Below are 18,716 nucleotides of genomic sequence, written 5' to 3'. Positions count from 1 at the left end.
CCGCGTGCAGTGATCCAGCCCACGGCATGGCAAACTGGTGTCATGAGTGAGAACGAGCTGGAAGACACCGACCCCCAGACCCTCCCGGAGGGAATCGCGATCGCAGAAGGCATTGCGGCTCACTCCACCTCGCCGCGCCCCGAGCTGCTGATCATCACCGGCATGTCCGGTGCCGGGCGCACCCGCACCTCCATGGCGCTGCAGGACCTGGACTGGTACGTGGTGGACAACCTGCCGCCGCGGATGATCACCGCCATGGCCGGCATGATGACCGCCGCCGCCGGCGGCGTGCACCGCCTGGCCGTGGTGGTGGACGTGCGCAGCCGGGAGTTCTTCAGCGAGTTCGTCGCGGTGCTGGACGAGCTGCGCCAGCAGGAGACGCACTACCGCATCATCTTCCTGGACGCCGACGACCAGGAACTGGTCAAGCGCTACGAGTACAACCGCCGCCCGCACCCCTTGCAGGGCAACGGCCGCATGCTCGATGCGATCAAGGCCGAGCGCGAGCTGCTGGCACCGCTGCGCCGCCGCGCGGACGTGGTCATCAACACCACCTCGCTCACGGTGCACGACCTAGCGCGCCGCATCCGCGAGGTGGTGGGTGGAGAGGACTCCCCGCTGCGGGTCGCAGTGGTCTCCTTCGGCTTCAAGTACGGGCTGCCCCTGGACGCCGACCACGTGGTAGACATGCGTTTCCTGGCCAACCCGTACTGGGTAACTGAGCTGCGCCACCTCACCGGCAAGGACCAGCCCGTGCGCGACTACGTGCTCGGGCTGGAGGGCGCCACCAAGTTCGCCGACCGCTACCTGTCCGCGCTGGAGCCGGTGCTGGCCGGCTACCTGAGCGAGCTCAAGCCCTACGTGACGATCGCGGTGGGCTGCACGGGCGGCAAGCACCGCTCCGTGGCGATGACCGAGTACCTGGGGGAGAAGCTGCGCGAGGCGGGCTTCACCACCACCGTGCTGCACCGCGACCTCGGGCGCGAGTAGTGACCGGCGCGGAGACGGCTCGCCCCAGCGTGGTGGCCCTTGGGGGCGGCCACGGCCTGGCGGCGAGCCTGCGCGCGCTGACGCACGTCAGCGACCAGCTCACCGCTATCGTCACGGTCGCTGACGACGGTGGCTCCTCCGGGCGGCTGCGCGGCGAGCTCGGCTGCCTGCCGCCCGGCGACCTGCGGATGGCGCTCACCGCGCTCTGCTCGCAGGCCCCCAGGGAACGGGAGTGGGCCAACGTGCTCCAGCACCGCTTCGCCTCCGCCGGCCCGCTCAACGGGCACGCCCTCGGCAACCTCATCATCACCGGCCTGTGGCAGTTGCACACCGACTCTATCGACGCGCTCGACCAGATCGGGGCCCTGGTGGGCGCGCGTGGCCGGGTCATGCCGATGGCAAACGTGCCCCTGGAGATCGCGGCGCGGGTGCGCGACGTGGGCGTGGTGCGCGGGCAGGCCCGCGTGGCGGTGACGCAGAACGTGGAGGAGGTGTGGCTGGAGCCCTCCGACCCGCCCGTGGACGAGCGCGTGCTGAGCGCCGTCCGGGAGGCGGACTGGGTGGTGCTGGGGCCCGGCTCCTGGTTCACCTCCGTGCTGCCGCACCTGATGGTCAGCGACCTGCACGACGCCCTGGTGACCACCCCCGCCCGCCGCGCCGTGGTGATGAACCTGTCCGCGGGCAGCGGCGAGGCGGCCGGGCTCAGCCAGGCCGATCACCTGGCGGTGCTGGAGGAACACAGCCCGGACCTGCGCATCGACGTGGTCATTTGCGACCCATCGGTGCGTTCTGCCGCGCTCGACGCGCGCGTGGAACAGATGGGCGCGCGCGCCATCTACAGGCCCGTGCGAGGCACCGCCGGGCAGGCCGTGCATGATGAGTTACGTCTCGCCACTGCGTTCCGCGAGGCCTTTGCCGGCGTAGTAAGTTAGCTGGAGTCGCGTCCCGTACCTCATCGCTCGAAGGGAACAGCTCTATGTCTATGACGGTCGAAGTCAAGGACGAGCTTGCGCGCGTGCAGGTGGAACGCCCCGGCGAGATGCGGGCAGAGGTGGCCGCGCTGGTGCGATTCTCCGGTGGACTGCAGATCTCCGGCGGCACCGTGGTGCTCGCCCCCGAGCTTGACTCCGGCGTCGCCGCCCGGCGGCTGCGCCAGGCCCTGCGCGAGCTGTACGACGTCGACTCAGAGATGATCGTGATTAACGGCGGCCTGCGCAAGGGCAACCGGTACGTGGTGCGGGTCGTCACCAAGGGGGCGGACCTGGCCCGCACCACCGGGCTCATCGACCGCCACGGCCGCCCGGTGCGCGGCCTGCCTCCCCGCGTCGTGGCGGGCACCACCACAGAGGCCATCGCCGCGCTGCGCGGCGCGTTCCTGGCCCGCGGCTCCCTGACCGAACCCGGGCGCTCCGGCGCGCTGGAGATCACCTGCCCCGGCGGCGAGTCCGCCCTGGCAATCGTGGGCCTGGCTCGGCGCGTGGGCGTGTCCGCCAAGGCGCGCGAGGCCAGGGGAGGGGACCGCGTGGTGATCCGCGACGGCGACCACATCGCCACCCTGCTCACCCTGATGGGCGCCAAGGACGCCGTGCACCGCTGGGAGGAGCGCCGCTCCACCCGCGAGGCGCGCGGCCACGCCAACCGGCTGCAGAACTTCGACGACGCCAACCTGCGCCGCTCCACCCAGGCCGCCGTCACCGCCGGCGCCCGCGTGGGCCGTGCCTTCGAAATCCTGGGGGGCGACGTGCCCGCCCACCTGGTAGAGGCCGGACGCCTGCGGATGGAGCACCCCGAGGCCTCCCTGGAGGAACTGGGCCGCCTGACCGTGCCGCCGCTGACCAAGGACGCAGTGGCCGGACGCATCCGCCGCCTACTGGCGATGGCCGACAAGCGCGCCGACGAACTGGGCATTCCCGGCACCACCGCAGCGATCCCACCCGAGGGCCAGGACCACTAACGGCCGCCAATTTCACCCACCGCCCGCCGCGAAAAGGACGGGCGGCAACGTCGTACACCGATAGGGCACACGCGCCTTGCGAAATCGTGCAACCCATCACGCAACCGTGCGTCAACTCTGTTCGCCGCAAGCAATTGCGCGGCACATTGGGACGTTTGCACCGAATCGACCACGCCACATCCGTGTAACGTAGGGCATGTTCCACGCTGGCCGTCCGGCTAGAGGGACGGTGGCCCCACCCGGGCCAAGCCAAAAAGACGACTTCCGCGCCATCTGGCGCACTTCAGGAGGACAATCGTGACCATCCGCGTTGGTATCAACGGCTTCGGCCGCATCGGCCGTAACTTCTTCCGCGCCGCTCTCGAGCAGGGTGCGGACGTCGAGGTCGTCGCCGTCAACGACCTGACGGACAACAAGACCCTGGCTCACCTGCTCAAGTTCGACTCCATCCTGGGTCGCCTGGACGCCGAGGTTTCCTACGACGACGAGTCCATCTCCGTCAACGGCAAGCGCATCGCCGCTTTCGCCGAGCGCGACCCCAAGAACATCCCGTGGGGCGAGCACAACGTTGACATCGTGGTCGAGTCCACCGGTTTCTTCACCGACGCCGAGGTGGCCAAGGCCCACCTCGAGGGCGGCGCCAAGAAGGTCATCATCTCCGCCCCGGCGAAGAACGAGGACGCCACCTTCGTCGTCGGTGTGAACCACGAGGAGTACGACCCGGCCAAGCACAACATCGTCTCCAACGCTTCTTGCACCACCAACTGCCTGGCCCCCATGGCCAAGGTTCTGGACGAGAAGTTCGGCATCGAGCGTGGCCTCATGACCACCGTTCACGCCTACACCGGTGACCAGCGTCTGCTGGACGCCCCCCACAAGGACCTGCGTCGCGCCCGCGCCGCCGCCCTGAACATCACCCCCACCTCCACCGGTGCGGCCAAGGCCGTCTCCCTGGTTCTGCCCCAGCTGAAGGGCAAGCTGGACGGCTACGCCCTGCGCGTTCCGGTCCCCACCGGCTCCGCCACCGACCTGACCTTCACCGCCCGTGAGGAGGTCACCGTCGAGGCCGTCAACGCCGCCATCAAGGAGGCCGCCGAGGGTGCGCTGAAGGGCATCCTGGCCTACTCCGAGGAGCCGCTGGTCTCCACCGACATCGTCACCGACCCGCACTCCTCCATCTTCGACGCTGGCCTCACCAAGGTCATCGGCGACCAGGTCAAGGTCGTGTCCTGGTACGACAACGAGTGGGGTTACTCCAACCGTCTCGTTGACCTGACCGTCTTCATCGGCGGCAAGCTCTGATCCTGACCGGTTTCTGAGCATTTGAAGCGGCGCCCACGTTCCATGCGCGGGCGCCGCTTCCTTATCGACAGTCCCACTCAAAGCTGAGGAGAAGAATGAAGACCCTCGAGACCCTGGGCGACCTCACCGGCAAGCGCGTGCTGGTCCGCTCCGACTTCAACGTCCCGCTGGACGGCGAGCGCATCACCGACGACGGCCGCATCCTCGCCGCCCTGCCCACCCTGAACTACCTGCTCAAGGCCGGTGCCGCCGTCATCGTCACCGCTCACCTGGGCCGCCCCAAGGGCGAGGTCAACCCCGCCTACTCGCTGGCCCCCGTCGCCAAGCGCCTCGGCGAGCTCGTGGACGCCAAGGTCACCCTGGCCGAGGACGTCGTTGGCGAATCCGCTCAGAAGCTCGCCGCCGAGCTCGCCCCGGGCGAGATCCTGCTGCTGGAGAACATCCGCTTCGACGCCCGCGAGACCTCCAAGGTCGACGCCGAGCGCGAGGAGCTGGCTGGCGAGCTGGCCAAGCTGGCCGACGCTTTCGTCTCCGACGGTTTCGGCGTGGTGCACCGCAAGCAGGCCTCCGTCTACGACGTGGCCAAGCTGCTGCCCTCCGCGACCGGTCTGCTGGTGCTCAAGGAGATCGAGTCCCTGGGCAAGGCCATCAAGGACCCGGAGCGCCCCTACGCCGTTGTTCTCGGTGGCTCCAAGGTCTCCGACAAGCTGGGCGTGATCGCCAACCTGCTGGACAAGGCCGACCGCCTGTTCATCGGTGGCGGCATGGCCTACACCTTCCTCAAGGCCAAGGGCTACGAGGTCGGCAAGTCCCTGCTGGAGGAGGACCAGCTCGAGACCGTCAAGGGCTACCTGGCCACCGCCGAGGCCAACGGCGTGGAGATCGTGCTGCCGGTTGACGTGCTGGCCGCCACCCACTTCGCCGCCGACGCCCCGTTCCAGGTGGTCGCCGCCGACGCCATCCCGGCCGAGGACATGGGCCTGGACATCGGCCCGGCCTCCCAGGAGCTGTACGCCTCCAAGCTGGCCGATGCCAAGACGATCGTGTGGAACGGCCCCATGGGCGTGTTCGAATTCGAGGCCTTCGCCGGCGGCACCCGCGCCGTCGCCAAGGCGATGAGCGAGGGCGACGCCTTCACCGTCATCGGTGGCGGCGACTCCGCCGCCGCCGTGCGCCGCCTGGGCTTCGACGAGGCCACCTTCTCCCACATCTCCACCGGTGGTGGAGCTTCCCTCGAAATGCTGGAGGGCAAGACCCTCCCCGGTATCGCTGTTCTGGAGGACTGAGATGACCAACCGCAAGCCGCTGATGGCGGGCAACTGGAAGATGAACCTGGACCACCTCGAGGCCGTCCAGCTGGTGCAGGGCCTGGCCGTGGCGCTGGGCGACGCCGGCCACGACTACGACGCCGTCGAGGTCGTGGTGGTTCCGCCGTTCACGGACATCCGCTCCGTGCAGACCCTGGTGGAGGCCGACAAGCTCTCCATCCGCTACGGCGCCCAGGACGTCTCCGTGCACGCCTCCGGCGCATACACCGGTGAGATCTCCGCCGCCATGCTCACCCGCCTGGGTGTCTCCTACGTGGTGGTGGGTCACTCCGAGCGCCGCGAGTACCACGGCGAGACCGACGCCCTGATCGGCACCAAGGCCAAGGTGGCGCTCGCCGCCGGCATGACCCCGATCCTGTGCTGCGGCGAGGGCCTGGACGTCCGCAAGGCCGGCGAGCAGGTCTCCTACGTCCTGGCTCAGATCGACGGCATGTACGCGGACTTCTCCGCCGAGGAGGCCGCCCAGACCGTCGTTGCCTACGAGCCCGTCTGGGCGATCGGCACCGGCGAGGTGGCGACCCCGGAGGACGCGCAGGAGGTCTGCGCCGCCATCCGTGTTCGCCTGGCTGAGCTGTTCGACGCCGAGACCGCCGCCAAGGTGCGCGTGCTCTACGGTGGCTCCGTGAAGTCCTCCAACGTTGCCGACATCATGGCCAAGGAGGACGTGGACGGTGCCCTGGTGGGCGGCGCCTCCCTGCAGGCCGAGGAGTTCGCCAAGATCGCGCGCTTCAACGCCTGATCTAGCTCCCTCTCAGGTGGTGGGGTGGCGCGCCCGGAGCGGTGCGCCACCCCACTCTTTCTTTCCAGTATCATTGGGGGGTACGTCTGCGCGGCTTAGGCCCGCGGGCATCCCTGCTCGCTAGTACGAACGGTCTGCTCGTGTTTTTCGTTTCTATCCTGCTGAAGGTGCTGCTGGTCATTTCCAGCCTCTTCCTGATCCTGTCCATCCTGCTGCACAAGGGCAAGGGCGGCGGCGTCTCTGACATGTTCGGTGGTGGCATCTCCTCCTCGATGTCGTCCTCCGGCGTTGCCGAGCGGAACCTCAACCGCATCACCGTTGTCACCGCAGTGGTGTGGGTAACCTCCATCATCCTCATTGGAGTGCTCGAACTCTTCTGAGCCCGGGCCGCATAGGCGCGGTCCGGAGGTGATGTCGGTGGGGGCGATTCTTTGCGAATCGCCCCCACCGACGTGTCTGCCGGCACCACCGCCCGGCTGCAGGGGGCGTGTGCAACAAGGGGGTGGGGGTGGGTTAGTGGCCGTCTAGTTTTTCGGCTTCGTCGGTCAGGAAGGGCACGGCCATTTTCTGGGTGAACCAGCGCGAGTAGCTGAGGGTTTGCACGCTGCCTTCGATGGGGATCCAGGCCCCGGTGCGGGGGTGGAGGAACTCAGCACTCCAGGTGGTGGTCAGGGTGATGCGGTTCTTGGCGGCGCGGGTGAGGTATTGGTGTTTGTAGGTGGCCTGGGGGTCGGGCAGGCCGGGGTGGTCCACGGTCTCTACCGTGCCATCGCCAAAGTCCCAGGTGTACTCGAACGGGGTGGCGCGTACTTGGATGTCGGCGGTGGTGAACTGCAGGGTGTAGATCCGCTCACCCGCGTCGGTCATCACGGGGGTGGGTAGGTTGATGAGAACGTCGCCGGTGTTGGGCCACATGATCACTGCGGGTGGGGCGAAGTTGATGGACTCGACCTCCCGGATGGTCACCGCTCTGGTCCAGTCCACCTCGGGTGCCTGGCTGGGGGACGGGCGGGGCAGGCGGCGTTTTTCCCCGTAGTCCCACATGCACTCGGTCGGGTCCTCAAACTCACACAAGTAATGCGGCCTAGTAGGAACCACAGACGGCACAGGCAACGCCGCGATCGGGGTTTCTACAATTTCGCTGTCAGAAGGCGTGTCATTCCAGACACCTGTGACGGTGACAGTTCCAGAATCGTTGTTTATCGAGCTTGTCCAGTCCTCGGAGTTGTTGGCGGTTAGGGAAGTTAACGCGACCAGGCAGGAAACGAATAGTGGGGAGATCACTGCTCATCTCCGACCGTGCTGTTTACTGCGCCTACGATCTTCCAGCCGCTGTCCCGGTACTCCAATCTGGCGGTGAGCTCGAAGGTGGTTGCTTTTGTGCTAATTTCCCTGGTGCCACCCTTGGATATTTCGTATATGTCCCCGACGTTTGCGCGCAGTGTAATGGCAAACTCGCTGGAGTTTTCAGGATTCACCTTCCTGCTTGTGGTGTAAGGGGTGATCTCTGCTGTTTCGTTACGCAGCCCTCTGCGCTCCTTTTCCGCAGCGATCGAGTAAATCTGGTGCTTCCAGTCGCAGTCGGGGATGTTGGTGTCCCACCATTCGATGTCGTGGGTGTTGATGAGGTACCACCAGGCTTGGAAGAGGAAGTAGGCGTAGGCCTCGGCACCGTCGGCGCTGTTCTCTAGCGCTACGTCCGAGGGGACGGGCGCCTGTATCTGCTCCGGTACGAGCGGTGTCTCGCTGGCAGCACCGGTTGATGGGACCGGTGTTGCCTGGGTGGATTGGTCGGAGGGCTGGCTGCTCGCCGGCGCCGTGGTGTTCACGCTGGGCATGGGCAGCGGGGCTGGGGGCGCCTCGGTCTGGGTCGAGCACGCGGCCAGGGGCAGGGGAAGGGCCACCAGGGTGGCAAGGAGAAGCCGTGGTGCCACCCGCCGGGCCGGGCCCGTGGCGGCCACTGCCGGTTGCTGGGTCGGGTTGATCTCCATAAACCGAACCTAAACCAGGGCTCGTTGCCGTATCTACCCCTTGTGGAAAACACCCGCCGCCCTCGCGCCCTCCCCGGCCGGCCAGCAGAAAGACCCTGTAGAGAGCAAGGGACGAGCGCCCCACCCAGGCCAACACGCCGAGGGGCCGGCCCTAGCGACGGGGCGGGCGGAACGTCGTCCATGCTCCGGGCCTCCACGCGGAGGGACCGGCTCGAGCAACGGGCTGGGTGGAACGTCGTCCATGCTCCGGGCTTACACGGGGAGGGGCCGGCACTGGGACGGGGTTGCGCTCTAAAGGTGCCCGTGGACTGGCGCTCGCGTTGTCTGAACTAGACGTTTCGATCTTCAACTCGACGTTGGGGCACTCAACTCGACGTTCCGGCCCTGGTTAACGTCTAGTCGAAGCGTCAAACGTCTAGTCGAAGCATCAAACGTCTAGTTGGAACCCGGCCCAGCAGCTCCGCGCGCCCCGGCCACGCGGAAAGCGCCCGCTGAACCTTGTCCAAGCCCGCCGAAACTTGTCCAAGCCCGCCGGAACTTGTCAATGGCGGGGCCGCTCAGGACAAGTCTCGACGCGGTTTGCCAAGTTTGAGCGAGCCTCGGCCCGCCCCTAGCGACCGCTACCGCTCCAGCGCCCCGGGCAACCCCGAGGCCTGCAGCGCGGGCTGGTCGGTCAACCAGGCACCGTGGTGCCCGGAGAGCCGGTCCAGCACCGCCGCAGGCAGGGCGCAGTCCGTGTCGGCGGCGATCTCGCCCAGGACCGGGCCCTTGTCCGCCCCGGCGATCAGGAACGTCAGCCGCTTCGCGGTGGCAAGCGCCCCGAGCGTCAGGGAGACCCGCTCGGCCGGGGGCTTGGGGGAGTTGGCCTCCACCACCACGGTCCCGCCGGCTTGCAGCGTGGCGTGCCCCGGGAAGATCGAGGCCACGTGCCCGTCTGGCCCCACGCCCAGGAAAACCTGGTCGAAGCGGGGCAGGTCGTCGCCCACGCGGGCGTGCGCCACCAGCGCCCGCGCGAACTCCACGCCCGCCTGCTCCAGCGCCATCGGCGGCCCCGGGATGGGGTGCAGGTGGGCCGGCGCGGGCAGGTGGTCCAGCAGCGCCGTGTGCGCCTGGAAGGAGTTGCGCTCCGGGTGGTTCTCAGCCAGGTAGCGCTCGTCGCCCCACCAGATGTGCACCCGGCGCCAGTCCACGGCCGCCGCGAGCGGGTTGGCCGCCGCGCGCACCAGCATCCTGATGCCGGCGGTGCCGCCGGTGAGGACCACGTGCGTCACGTCCTGCGTGGACAGGTCGGCGATGATGCCGTCCAGCAGGCGGGCACCTGCCAGCTCGGCCGCTGCCTCCAGGTCCGGCAGCACGACGACTCGGCTTGCAACCTGCTTGCTCACTGGACCTCCTCGACCAGCTCCAGTCCCTGCGAGATCACCTTCGCGTAGATCGCGTCCACGTCGAGGCGGCGCAGTTCCTCCATCAGGCAGTCCGCGGTGGTGCGCCGCGGCAGCGCCAGAGAGACGTCGGGGACGCCTGGACGACGCAGCACCGCCACCGCACTTCCCACGGGACGGTCGATTTCCACATCGCCAGTCTCGCGGTGCAGCACCACCCGGTTGACGGTGGCCGCCTCCGGGTTGATGTGCATGCGCACGGGCACGCCCAACTGGACGCGCAGCCAGGCGCCGATGAGCCGCCCGGCCGGGTGGGTGGCGCTGCCCCAGACGTCGACGGACGTGATCGGCGCCAGCGGCGGCTCGCCGGCGGCCAGCACGATCAGCGAGCGCCAGATGGTCACGCCGGACCAGGAGAGGTCCGAGTCGCCCGGCACGTGCTGCTGGGCCAGCTCCTTCAGTCGCTCGATCGGGTTTTGCGTGCCGCGCGAGTCGGTGATGCGCCGGTGGGCCAGCTTGCCCAACGGGTCCTGGCTGGGCGCCTTGGGCGGGTCGGTGGGCCACCACACCACGATCGGGGAGTCGGGCAGCAGCAGCGGGGCGATCAGGGTCTCCGGACCACCCACCTCGCCACGACCGTTCAGCACCACGATGTCGCTGGCACCGGCCCCACGGCCCACGCGGATCTCCGCGTCCAGGCGCGGTTCCTCGCACGGCGTCACCGCGCCGTTGGCCGGGGCGGCAGCGTCGTCCATCCCGACTTCCGCGGCGCCCGCTTCGCTACACGTGGCGCACGAACCGGTCACCACGATCACGCGGCACGGGTGCTCCAAGGAAGCGGCGGTGGTGGCCGCCAGGGCGTCCTCCACGTCGGCGGGGGAGGGGACCACCACCACGAGCGTCAGCACGCGCCCGAGCGCAGAGGAGCCGCCCGATTCGCGCAGCTCCAGCAGCCGGGCGGCCACCTTCGCGGAGGAGGTGTAAGCAAGTTTGATTCGCACATCTACTCCTATGGCAGGCGCCAGGCGCGCCCGTCGGCCGCCAGCAGCTTGTCGGAACTGGCCGGCCCCCACGAGCCCGGCTCGTAGGTGTCCGGCGCGCCGTTGGCTGCCCAGTACTCCAACACCGGGTCCAGGATGCGCCAAGACAACTCCACCTCGGCCTGGCGCGGGAACAGCGGCGGCTCACCGAGCAGCACGTCCAGGATCAGGCGCTCGTATGCCTCCGGGGAGTTCTCGGTGAAGGCGTGCCCGTAGCCGAAGTCCATCGACACGTCGCGCACGTGCGTCATGGTGCCCGGCACCTTGGCGCCAAAGCGCAGCGTCACACCCTCGTCGGGCTGCACGCGCACCACCAGGGCGTTGTGGCCCAGGCCGTCGATCTCCGTGTCGTGGAAGGGGGAGTGCAGCGACTTCTTGAACACCACCGCGATCTCGGTGACGCGGCGGCCCAGGCGCTTGCCGGCCCGCAGGTAGAACGGCACCCCGGCCCAGCGGCGATTGTGGATGAACAGGCGCAGGGCCGCGTACGTCTCCGTGGTGGAATCGGGCGCGATGCCGTCCTCCTCCACGTAGGCGCGCACCTTCTGCCCGCCCTGCCAGCCGGCCCCGTAGCGCCCGCGCGCCCCGGCCTGGGCCAGGTCCTCCGGCACCCGCACGGCCTCCAGCACCTTGATCTTCTCCTGGCGCAGGTTGTCCGGGTCCAGGGAGGCGGGCTCCTCCATCGCCGTCAACGCCAGCAGCTGGAGCAGGTGGTTTTGCAGGATGTCGCGGGCCGCGCCGATGCCGTCGTAGTAGCCGGCGCGCGAACCGATGCCGATGTCCTCGGCCATCGTGATCTGCACGTGGTCCACGTGGCTGGCGTTCCACAGCGGCTCGAACATGCGGTTGGCGAAGCGCATCGCCAGCAGGTTCTGCACCGTCTCCTTGCCCAGGTAGTGGTCGATGCGGAACACGCTGGTCTCCGGGAACACCCGGGAAACAGCGGCGTCCAGCTCGCGTGCGCTAGCCAGGTCGTGCCCAAAGGGCTTCTCGATGACCACGCGGGACCAGCCGCGCGAGGTGTCATCCAGGCCCACGCGGGCCAGCTGGCCGCACACCTTAGCGAACGCGTCCGGCGGCACCGACAGGTAGAAGGCGGTGTTGCCGCCCGTCCCACGGGTGGCGTCCACGTCCGCCAGCGTCTCCGCCAGGCGGTCAAAACCGGCGTCGTCGTCAAAGTTTCCCTGCACGAAGCGGATGCCGGCGGCCAGCTGCGCCCAGATGCGCTCGTCGAAACGAGTGCGGGCGTGCGCCACCACGGCCTCGCGCACGGTGGAGGCAAAGACCTCGTCGCTCCAGTCGCGTCGGCCGTAGCCGATCAGCGTGAAGGCCGGGTGCAGCAGTCCGCGCGCCGCCAGGTCGTAGACGGCGGGCAGCAGCTTCTTCTTGGCGAGGTCGCCGGTGACACCAAAGATCACCAGGGCACTGGGGCCGGCCACCCGCGGGAGCCGCCGATCGAGCGGATCCCGCAGGGTGGCCAGCTGCTCCAGGGCTACCTCTTCGGCACCCCTCATGCCTGCAGGAGCGCGGCCAGGCGCTCCAGGGCGGCCGCGTTCTGCACGTGGAAGCGCACCACCGGGCGGTCGTGCTCGGCCAGGACAGCGGCGTCACCGGCGGCCTGCGCGCCGATCAGCGTGGCCAGGTCGAACTCGCGGCCCGGGATGTCCAGCTGGGCGGTGGCGGTGCCGGTGATCTGCAGGAACGCACCGATCGGGAAGCCGCCCTTGTGGAGCTGGCCGGTGGAGTGCAGGAAGCGCGGGCCCCACCCGAAGGTGACGGGGCGGGCCACGCGGCGGGCCAGGGCGTCACGCACCGGCTCCAGCACGCCGGCCGGCGCGCCCTCGCGGTCCAGGTAGGCCATAACGGCCAGGTAGCCCTTGTCCGCGTCCAGGGTGGCATACAGGGCCTCGAGGGCGCCCTCGACGGTGGTCACGCCGTCCAGCAGACCGGCGGAGGCGCGCACCTCGATGCCGTCCTCCACGAACGCGGCGGCCTCCGGCTCCGGGGTGTTCTCCAGCAGCTCGCGCGCGGCGGCCTTGGCGGACTCCACGTTGGGCTGGTCGAACGGGTTGATGCCCAGCAGCACGCCCGCGATGGCGGTGGCGTACTCCCACAGCAGCATGGCGGCGCCCAGGCGGCCGGCCACGTGCACGGCGTCGGAGCGCAGCAGCACCTCGTCGGCGTCCAGGTTGAAGAGGAACACCGGCAACACGTCACCGGCCTCCTCGGCCAGCTCGGGGGCCTCCAGGGAGGCCACCACGGGCAGCAGGCCAACGCCGTCCTTACCGGTGGACTCGGCCACCAGCTGCTCGGCCCAGTCGCCGAAGTGGAACAGGCCGGAGCCGTCGTCGGCCAGCACCAGCTTGTCGCGCAGCGGGTCGGTGCCCGCGATGGCGGCGCCCAGGATCAGGGCCGGGTTGGCGGGGGAGTCCTCGGCCAGCTCGTCGGCCACTGCGGCAGCGTCGTTCAGCAGCTGCTCCACGTCCACGCCGGCCAGACCGGTCGGCACCAGACCGAAGGCGGTCAGGGCGGAGAAGCGGCCACCCACGGTCGGGTCGGCCTCGAAGATCTTGCGGTAGCCGGCCTCGGTGGCGGCGTGGAACAGCGGCGAGCCCGGGTCGGTGACCACCACGATGTGCTTGGCGGCGTCCAGGCCGGCCTCGGTGAAGGCGGCCTCGAAGATGCGGCGCTGGGAGTCGGTCTCCACGGTGCCACCGGACTTGGAGGAGACCACCAGGACGGTGCGGGCCAGGTCGCCGGACAGGCCGCGCGCCACCTGGTCGGGGTCGGTGGAGTCCAGCACCACCAGGTCAACGCCGTAGGTACCGGCGATCACCTCGGGGGCCAGGGAGGAGCCGCCCATGCCGGCCAGTACCACGCGGTCGATGCCGTCGGCCAGCAGCTCCTCGCGCAGGGCGCGGATGGGCTCCACCAGGTCGCGGGAGGTGGTGTGCAGGTGGGTCCAGCCCAGGCGGATGGAGGCCTCCGCCTGCGCGGCCTCTCCCCAGATGGTGGAGTCCTTCGCGGCGATGCGGGAGGCGATCTTGTCCTCCACCAGGCGCTCGACGTGCGCGTAGGCGGCGTCGGAGGCGACGCCGGTGGTCATGACCTCGAGGGCCGGGGTGGGGCCCTCGTCCCCGCCGCCGCAGCCCTCCTCGCAGGCCTCCTCCTGGTCCTCTTCGAAGGGCAGGCCGGCCAGCGCCACGATCAGGTCGTCGTCCTCCAGGAACTCCTCGGTGGTCTCCGGCTCGCCGCAGCCGCAACCCTCGCAGCACTGCGTCTCTTCGATCATCTCTTCGTTGCTCATGATTCCTCCGTCTAGCGGCTGCCTATTTGCCGCGGTTTGTCGGTGTTGGGTGGGCGGGATTTGGGTAGATGCGTTGCTCAGGCGGCGCTGCCGGCGCGCGCGATGGACTGGCGGGCGGCGGCGGCCACGTTCTGGGCGGTGAAGCCGTACTCCTCGAAGAGGCGCTCGGCGGAGGCGGAGGCACCGAAGTGCTCCAGGCTGACGGGCACGCCGGCGTCGCCGAGGAAGCGGTACCAGCTCTGGGCGATACCGGCCTCCACGGTGACCCGCGCACGTACGGATGCGGGCAGGACCTGCTCGCGGTAGTCGGCGTCCTGCGCGTCGAACCACTCCACGCACGGCATGGACACGACGCGCGCGGCCACGCCCTCGGCGGCCAGCAGTTCCTGCGCCTCCAGCGCGACCGCGACCTCGGAGCCGGTGGCGATGAGGACGACGTCGACCTTGCCGGCCGCCCCCTGCTCGCCGGCCGTGCTCTGGCCTGCGCCGCCGACGGCCCCGGCCTCGCGCAGCACGTAGCCGCCGCGGGCCACGCCCTCGGCGCTGGCCAGGCCGCTGGCCTCGTCGCGTACCGGGTCGGCGAGGTTCTGGCGGGAGAGGATCAGGCCGGCGGCCTTGTCTCGCACCAGCACCTCGCGCCAGGCCACGGCCGTCTCGGCGGCATCGGCGGGACGCACGACGCTCAGGCCCGGGATGGCGCGCAGAGCGGCCAGGTGCTCCACGGGCTGGTGGGTGGGGCCGTCCTCGCCCAGGCCGATGGAGTCGTGGGTCCACACGAAGATGGAGGGCACGTCCATGAGGCAGGCCAGGCGCACGGCGGGGCGCATGTAGTCGGCGAACTGCAGGAAGGTGCCGCCGTAGGGACGGGTGAGTCCCTGGGTGGCGATGCCGTTGAGGATGGAGCCCATGGCGTGCTCGCGGATGCCGAAGTGCAGGGTGCGCCCGTACTCGTGGCCGGCGAACTCGCCGGTGGAGCGGCGGGCGGGCAGGAAGGAGGGCTCGCCCTTCATGGTGGTGTTGTTGGAGCCGGCCAGGTCGGCGGAGCCGCCCCACAGCTCGGGTAGCACGCCGGCCAGGGCGCTGAGGACGGCGCCGGAGGCGGCGCGCGTGGCCATCGGCTTGCCGGTGCCGAAGGCGGGGATGGACTCCTGCCAGCCCTCGGGCAGGCGGCGGGCCTGCAGCCGCTCCAGGAGCTCGACGCCGGCGGGGTTGGCCTGCGCCCAGGCGGCGTAGAGCTCGTCCCACTCCTTGCGGGCGGCGGCGGAGAGCGCGGCCGCGCCGGCGCGGGTGTGCTCCACCACTGCTTCTTCCACGGCGAACATCTGCGCCGGGTCGAAGCCCAGGGCCTCCTTCAGCCCGGCCAGCTCCTCGCCGCCCAGCTTGGAGCCGTGGATGCCACCGGTGTTCTGCTTGGTGGGGGAGGGCCAGCCGATGATGGTGCGCACCGCGATGAGGGAGGGGCGGGCGTCTGCCTTGGCGGTCTCGATGGCGGCGGCCAGGGCGTCCAGGTCCTCCACGTACTGCCCGGTGGCGGTGAAGTCCACGCGCTGGGTGTGCCAGCCGTAGGCGTCGTAGCGGCCCAGCACGTCCTCGGTGAAGGCGATGTCCGTGTTGTCCTCGATCGAGATGCGGTTGTCGTCCCACAGCACGATGAGGTTGCCCAGCTCCTGGGTGCCGGCCAGGGAGCATGCCTCCGCGGTCACGCCCTCTTGCAGGTCGCCGTCGGAGGCGATCACGTAGACGCGGTGGTCGAACGGGGACTTGCCGGCCTCGGTGTGCGGGTCCAGCAGGCCGCGCACGCGGCGCTGGGAGAAGGCCATACCGACGGCAGTGGCCAGGCCCGCACCGAGCGGACCGGTGGTGGTCTCGACGAACTTGGTGTGCCCCAGCTCGGGGTGGCCGGGGGTGAGGGAGCCCCAGGTGCGCAACGCCTTCAGGTCGTCCAGTTCCAGGCCCAGGCCGGCCAGGTAGAGCTGGACGTACTGGGTGAGGGCGGAGTGCCCCGCCGACAGCACGAACCGGTCGCGGCCCTCCCACCGGTCGTCGGCAACGTCGTACCGCAAGAAGCGCTGAAAGAGCGTGTAGGCGATGGGGGCGAGTGAGATCGCCGCGCCGGGGTGGCCGTGGCCTGCGTTCTCTACCGCGTCGGCCGCCAGCACCTTGGCGGTGTCAATTGCGCGGAGGTCCAGTTCGGTCAGGTTTAGGGGCGCGGGCACGTTCTCTCCTTGTTTGACTCCAACTCGCAGGTCCAAGCCTAGTTGGCGCGGCGGGTGTTGCGCGCCTTGCCGGGTACCGATTGGCTCCCTGTAAACGAAAACGGCGCTAACCTTACGGCGTTATGTCCGCATGATGGGCGAGGGGAGGCAGGGCGTGGCCGCAACGACGCAGGCGCCGCCGCACGGGCAGGCGTTGCCCGGCCCGCTTTCTGCCCAGATTCCGCTCTACCTGGCCCACCTGCGGGTGGAGCGCGGCCTGGCTGAGAACACGCTTGCCTCCTACCGCCGCGACCTGCAGCGTTACAACGCCTTTCTGGCTGGCAGGGAGGTGGCCGACGCTGCCGCCCTTACCGAGCAGGACATCGAGGCCTGCGTGCAGGCCTGCCGGCTGGGGCAGGACGGTGGCACGCCGCTGGCGGCTTCCTCTGCGGCCCGGCTGGTGGCCTCTGTGCGTGGACTGCACCGCTTCCTGTTGGAGGAGGGGGTGGTGGCCCGCGACGTGAGCGCGGACGTGGCCCGGCCGGCGGTGCCCAAGGCGCTGCCCAAGGCGCTGGACCTGCCCACGGTGGAGGCGATTCTGGCGGCGGCCGCCCGCAAGCCGGGCCCGGCCGGTGCGCGCAACGCGGCGCTGCTGGAGTTCCTCTACGCCACCGGCGCGCGCATCAGCGAGGCGGTGGGCATGGACGTGGACGACGTCTGCCTGAGCGAACCCGCCTCGGCCCTGCTGCGCGGAAAGGGCAGGAAGGAGCGTGTGGTGCCGGTGGGTAGTCACGCGGTGGCGGCGCTGCGCGGCTACATCGCGGCGGCCCGCCCGGAGTTGGTGGCGCGCGGCGAGGGCACGCCCGCGCTGTTCGTGAACGCGCGCGGGCAGCGGCTCTCGCGCCAGTCGGCCTGGGCGGTGCTGCAGGAGGCCGCCGCTGCGGCGGACGTGCAGGAGCACATCTCCCCGCACGTGCTGCGCCACTCCTTTGCCACCCACATCCTGAATGCCGGGGCGGACGTGCGCGTGGTGCAGGAGCTGCTGGGGCACGCCTCGGTCACCACCACGCAGATCTATACGCGCGTCACGGCCCAGGCGCTGCGGGAGGTCTACGCCACCAGTCATCCCCGCGCGCGCTGATTTCGGTCTGTTGCCCGTCGTTCTCCTTCTCTTGTTAGTGGCCGGGGGCACAATGTGTGCATGACCGCAAACCAGCCCCGCCCGCCGCGCCGCAGGAGGCCCATCCACCCGGTCTACGCCGTGACCTCGCTGATCGCGGGGGCCGCGCTGGTGACCGCCTCGGTAGTGCTCATCGCCACCGGTGCCGGCAGCGACGCGGACCAGCCCGGGCCGCACCCGGCGGCGCCCGCGCCTAGCCCTTCCACCGCCTCGCCCGCCGCTGCGGGGACGGAGGCGGCCAGCCCGGGCACCTCCACGCCCGGCGGACAGGCGGGGGCCGGCTCGCTGCGGCCGGGAGGAACGTCGTCCAACCGCTTCTGGCCGGATCCGGCCGACGCGTGGGCGGTGGTCCCGCCGGAGTGCGCCCAGCTGGCGCTGCTGCCTGGACCGGAGAGTGGCGCGCTGCACTTCGTCGACGGCGCGGCGGCCTCCCCTACTGGGGCGGGGCGGGTGAGGATCGAGACGGTGCACGACGTTTCGCCGGCGCAGGCCGCGGCTACGGCCGTCGTGCTTAGCTGCGTCGCGGAGACGGGCGAGACCCAGCAGTCGGTGGCGATCTACAACGGCGCCGGCGAGCTGGCCACGGGGATCGAGCTGTGGGCCGGCTGGGGCCGCACCATGTTGCAGGCGGAAGTGCCGGTGGTTCGCTTCTCCAAAGTGGAAACCATCGGCAACGAACTGCACTTGACCGTGCAGGACGTGCGCGCCGCACCCCTGCCGGGCGCGCTGGCTGGCACGCCCGTGGAGGCGACGATCGTGCTGTGGTGGGGCGGGGAGCGATACGAGTACCAGACCACGCGCTACCAGAGCACGGCGGGCATGTGGGAGCACCCGCAGGCCTGGCAGCTGCAGGAGTTCTACGACGCCCTGGCCGCTGGCAACGACGCGGCGGCCGCCGCGCACACCAGCCCCGAGAACATGAAGGCGGTCCAGACCGGCTGCCTGGGCGCCTGCTCGAACGGCGTGAGCAACTACCGCGCCTCGATCTTCCCGCCCGGCGGGGTGGTGGAGGAGTGCGTGCTCATCGGAGAGCTGGGCGTACCCCTGCCGGAGGTGGACGGCGCGGCGCGCAAACTGCCACTGGAGGTGAGCGGGGAGGCGGGAGACTTCTTCTGCGGGATTCGGCGGCCCGGTCAGGAACTGGAGCCCGACGGGGCCATGACCTACGCCCAGTGGCTGATCGTGCGCTCTGCGCAGGGGGAGGGCTACTACGTCACCCAGTTCGGGCGGGCGTTCAGTTAGCGGAGCGTGCCCTGTGACGACGGGGTTGCCGGCATCCTTCCCGCCGGCGTGGTGGCAGAACCCAAG

At 69.9% G+C, this 18,716-nt stretch carries 16 protein-coding genes; 9 read left to right on the top strand and 7 right to left on the bottom strand.

Annotated elements, in window-relative coordinates; genetic code table 11:
- Window positions 1-42: 42 nt before the first annotated feature.
- From rapZ to secG, 7 genes are all read left to right on the top strand, one after another.
- Window positions 43-990 (top strand): RNase adapter RapZ, encoded by a 948-nt coding sequence (gene rapZ, locus AC4PWQ_RS01090; RefSeq protein ID WP_371152142.1) that lies wholly within the window; start codon window positions 43-45, stop codon window positions 988-990.
- Window positions 990-1,922 (top strand): gluconeogenesis factor YvcK family protein, encoded by a 933-nt coding sequence (locus AC4PWQ_RS01085; protein WP_492089522.1) that lies wholly within the window; start codon window positions 990-992, stop codon window positions 1,920-1,922. The genes rapZ and AC4PWQ_RS01085 overlap by 1 nt, the downstream gene beginning before the upstream one ends.
- A gap of 44 nt (window positions 1,923-1,966) precedes the next feature.
- Window positions 1,967-2,944, top strand: coding sequence for a DNA-binding protein WhiA (gene whiA, locus AC4PWQ_RS01080; RefSeq protein ID WP_371152144.1), 978 nt, complete (start codon window positions 1,967-1,969; stop codon window positions 2,942-2,944).
- A 297-nt stretch (window positions 2,945-3,241) separates the two neighbouring features.
- Entirely contained in the window at window positions 3,242-4,246 is a 1,005-nt protein-coding gene (gene gap, locus AC4PWQ_RS01075) for a type I glyceraldehyde-3-phosphate dehydrogenase (protein ID WP_371152145.1), read from the top strand.
- Window positions 4,247-4,341: 95 nt separating this feature from the next.
- Window positions 4,342-5,532: a phosphoglycerate kinase gene (locus AC4PWQ_RS01070; protein ID WP_492089521.1), complete on the top strand. Its 1,191-nt coding sequence runs from the start codon at window positions 4,342-4,344 to the stop codon at window positions 5,530-5,532.
- Window position 5,533: 1 nt separating this feature from the next.
- A complete protein-coding gene (tpiA, locus tag AC4PWQ_RS01065; RefSeq protein WP_371164596.1) occupies window positions 5,534-6,313 on the top strand; it encodes a triose-phosphate isomerase in 780 nt (259 codons plus the stop codon).
- 140 nt (window positions 6,314-6,453) lie between these two features.
- On the top strand, window positions 6,454-6,693 hold the full coding sequence (gene secG, locus AC4PWQ_RS01060) for a preprotein translocase subunit SecG (RefSeq protein ID WP_371152148.1): 240 nt from the start codon (window positions 6,454-6,456) through the stop codon (window positions 6,691-6,693).
- Window positions 6,694-6,826: 133 nt separating this feature from the next.
- On the opposite strand, the gene AC4PWQ_RS01055 is transcribed toward secG, so the two are convergent.
- The 7 genes from AC4PWQ_RS01055 to tkt form a co-directional block, all read right to left on the bottom strand.
- Complete coding sequence (locus AC4PWQ_RS01055; protein ID WP_492089520.1) at window positions 6,827-7,387, bottom strand: immunoglobulin domain-containing protein; 561 nt, start codon at window positions 7,385-7,387, stop codon at window positions 6,827-6,829.
- A gap of 206 nt (window positions 7,388-7,593) precedes the next feature.
- A complete protein-coding gene (locus tag AC4PWQ_RS01050) occupies window positions 7,594-8,304 on the bottom strand; it encodes a DUF6318 family protein (RefSeq protein ID WP_492089519.1) in 711 nt (236 codons plus the stop codon).
- Between the two features lie 620 nt (window positions 8,305-8,924).
- Complete coding sequence (gene pgl / locus AC4PWQ_RS01045) at window positions 8,925-9,689, bottom strand: 6-phosphogluconolactonase (RefSeq protein ID WP_492089518.1); 765 nt, start codon at window positions 9,687-9,689, stop codon at window positions 8,925-8,927.
- The gene (locus AC4PWQ_RS01040) at window positions 9,686-10,687 is read right to left on the bottom strand and encodes a glucose-6-phosphate dehydrogenase assembly protein OpcA (protein WP_371152152.1); all 1,002 of its coding nucleotides are present in this window, start codon (window positions 10,685-10,687) and stop codon (window positions 9,686-9,688) included. The genes pgl and AC4PWQ_RS01040 overlap by 4 nt, the downstream gene beginning before the upstream one ends.
- A gap of 8 nt (window positions 10,688-10,695) precedes the next feature.
- Entirely contained in the window at window positions 10,696-12,240 is a 1,545-nt protein-coding gene (zwf, locus tag AC4PWQ_RS01035; RefSeq protein WP_492089517.1) for a glucose-6-phosphate dehydrogenase, read from the bottom strand.
- Window positions 12,237-14,033: a phosphoglucose isomerase-related protein gene (locus AC4PWQ_RS01030; protein ID WP_492089516.1), complete on the bottom strand. Its 1,797-nt coding sequence runs from the start codon at window positions 14,031-14,033 to the stop codon at window positions 12,237-12,239. The genes zwf and AC4PWQ_RS01030 overlap by 4 nt, the downstream gene beginning before the upstream one ends.
- A 77-nt stretch (window positions 14,034-14,110) precedes the next feature.
- Entirely contained in the window at window positions 14,111-16,249 is a 2,139-nt protein-coding gene (gene tkt, locus AC4PWQ_RS01025; protein ID WP_371174167.1) for a transketolase, read from the bottom strand.
- Between the two features lie 154 nt (window positions 16,250-16,403).
- Here tkt and AC4PWQ_RS01020 point away from each other — a divergent pair, with 154 nt between their 5' ends.
- Together AC4PWQ_RS01020 and AC4PWQ_RS01015 are read left to right on the top strand one after the other, a co-directional pair.
- On the top strand, window positions 16,404-17,369 hold the full coding sequence (locus AC4PWQ_RS01020; protein WP_371152156.1) for a site-specific tyrosine recombinase XerD: 966 nt from the start codon (window positions 16,404-16,406) through the stop codon (window positions 17,367-17,369).
- Between the two features lie 60 nt (window positions 17,370-17,429).
- The gene (locus AC4PWQ_RS01015; protein WP_492089515.1) at window positions 17,430-18,650 is read left to right on the top strand and encodes a hypothetical protein; all 1,221 of its coding nucleotides are present in this window, start codon (window positions 17,430-17,432) and stop codon (window positions 18,648-18,650) included.
- Window positions 18,651-18,716: the final 66 nt, after the last annotated feature.

It is taken from the genome of Buchananella sp. 103232 (assembly GCF_058725725.1).
This window is presented reverse-complemented; position numbering and strand designations above follow the sequence as displayed.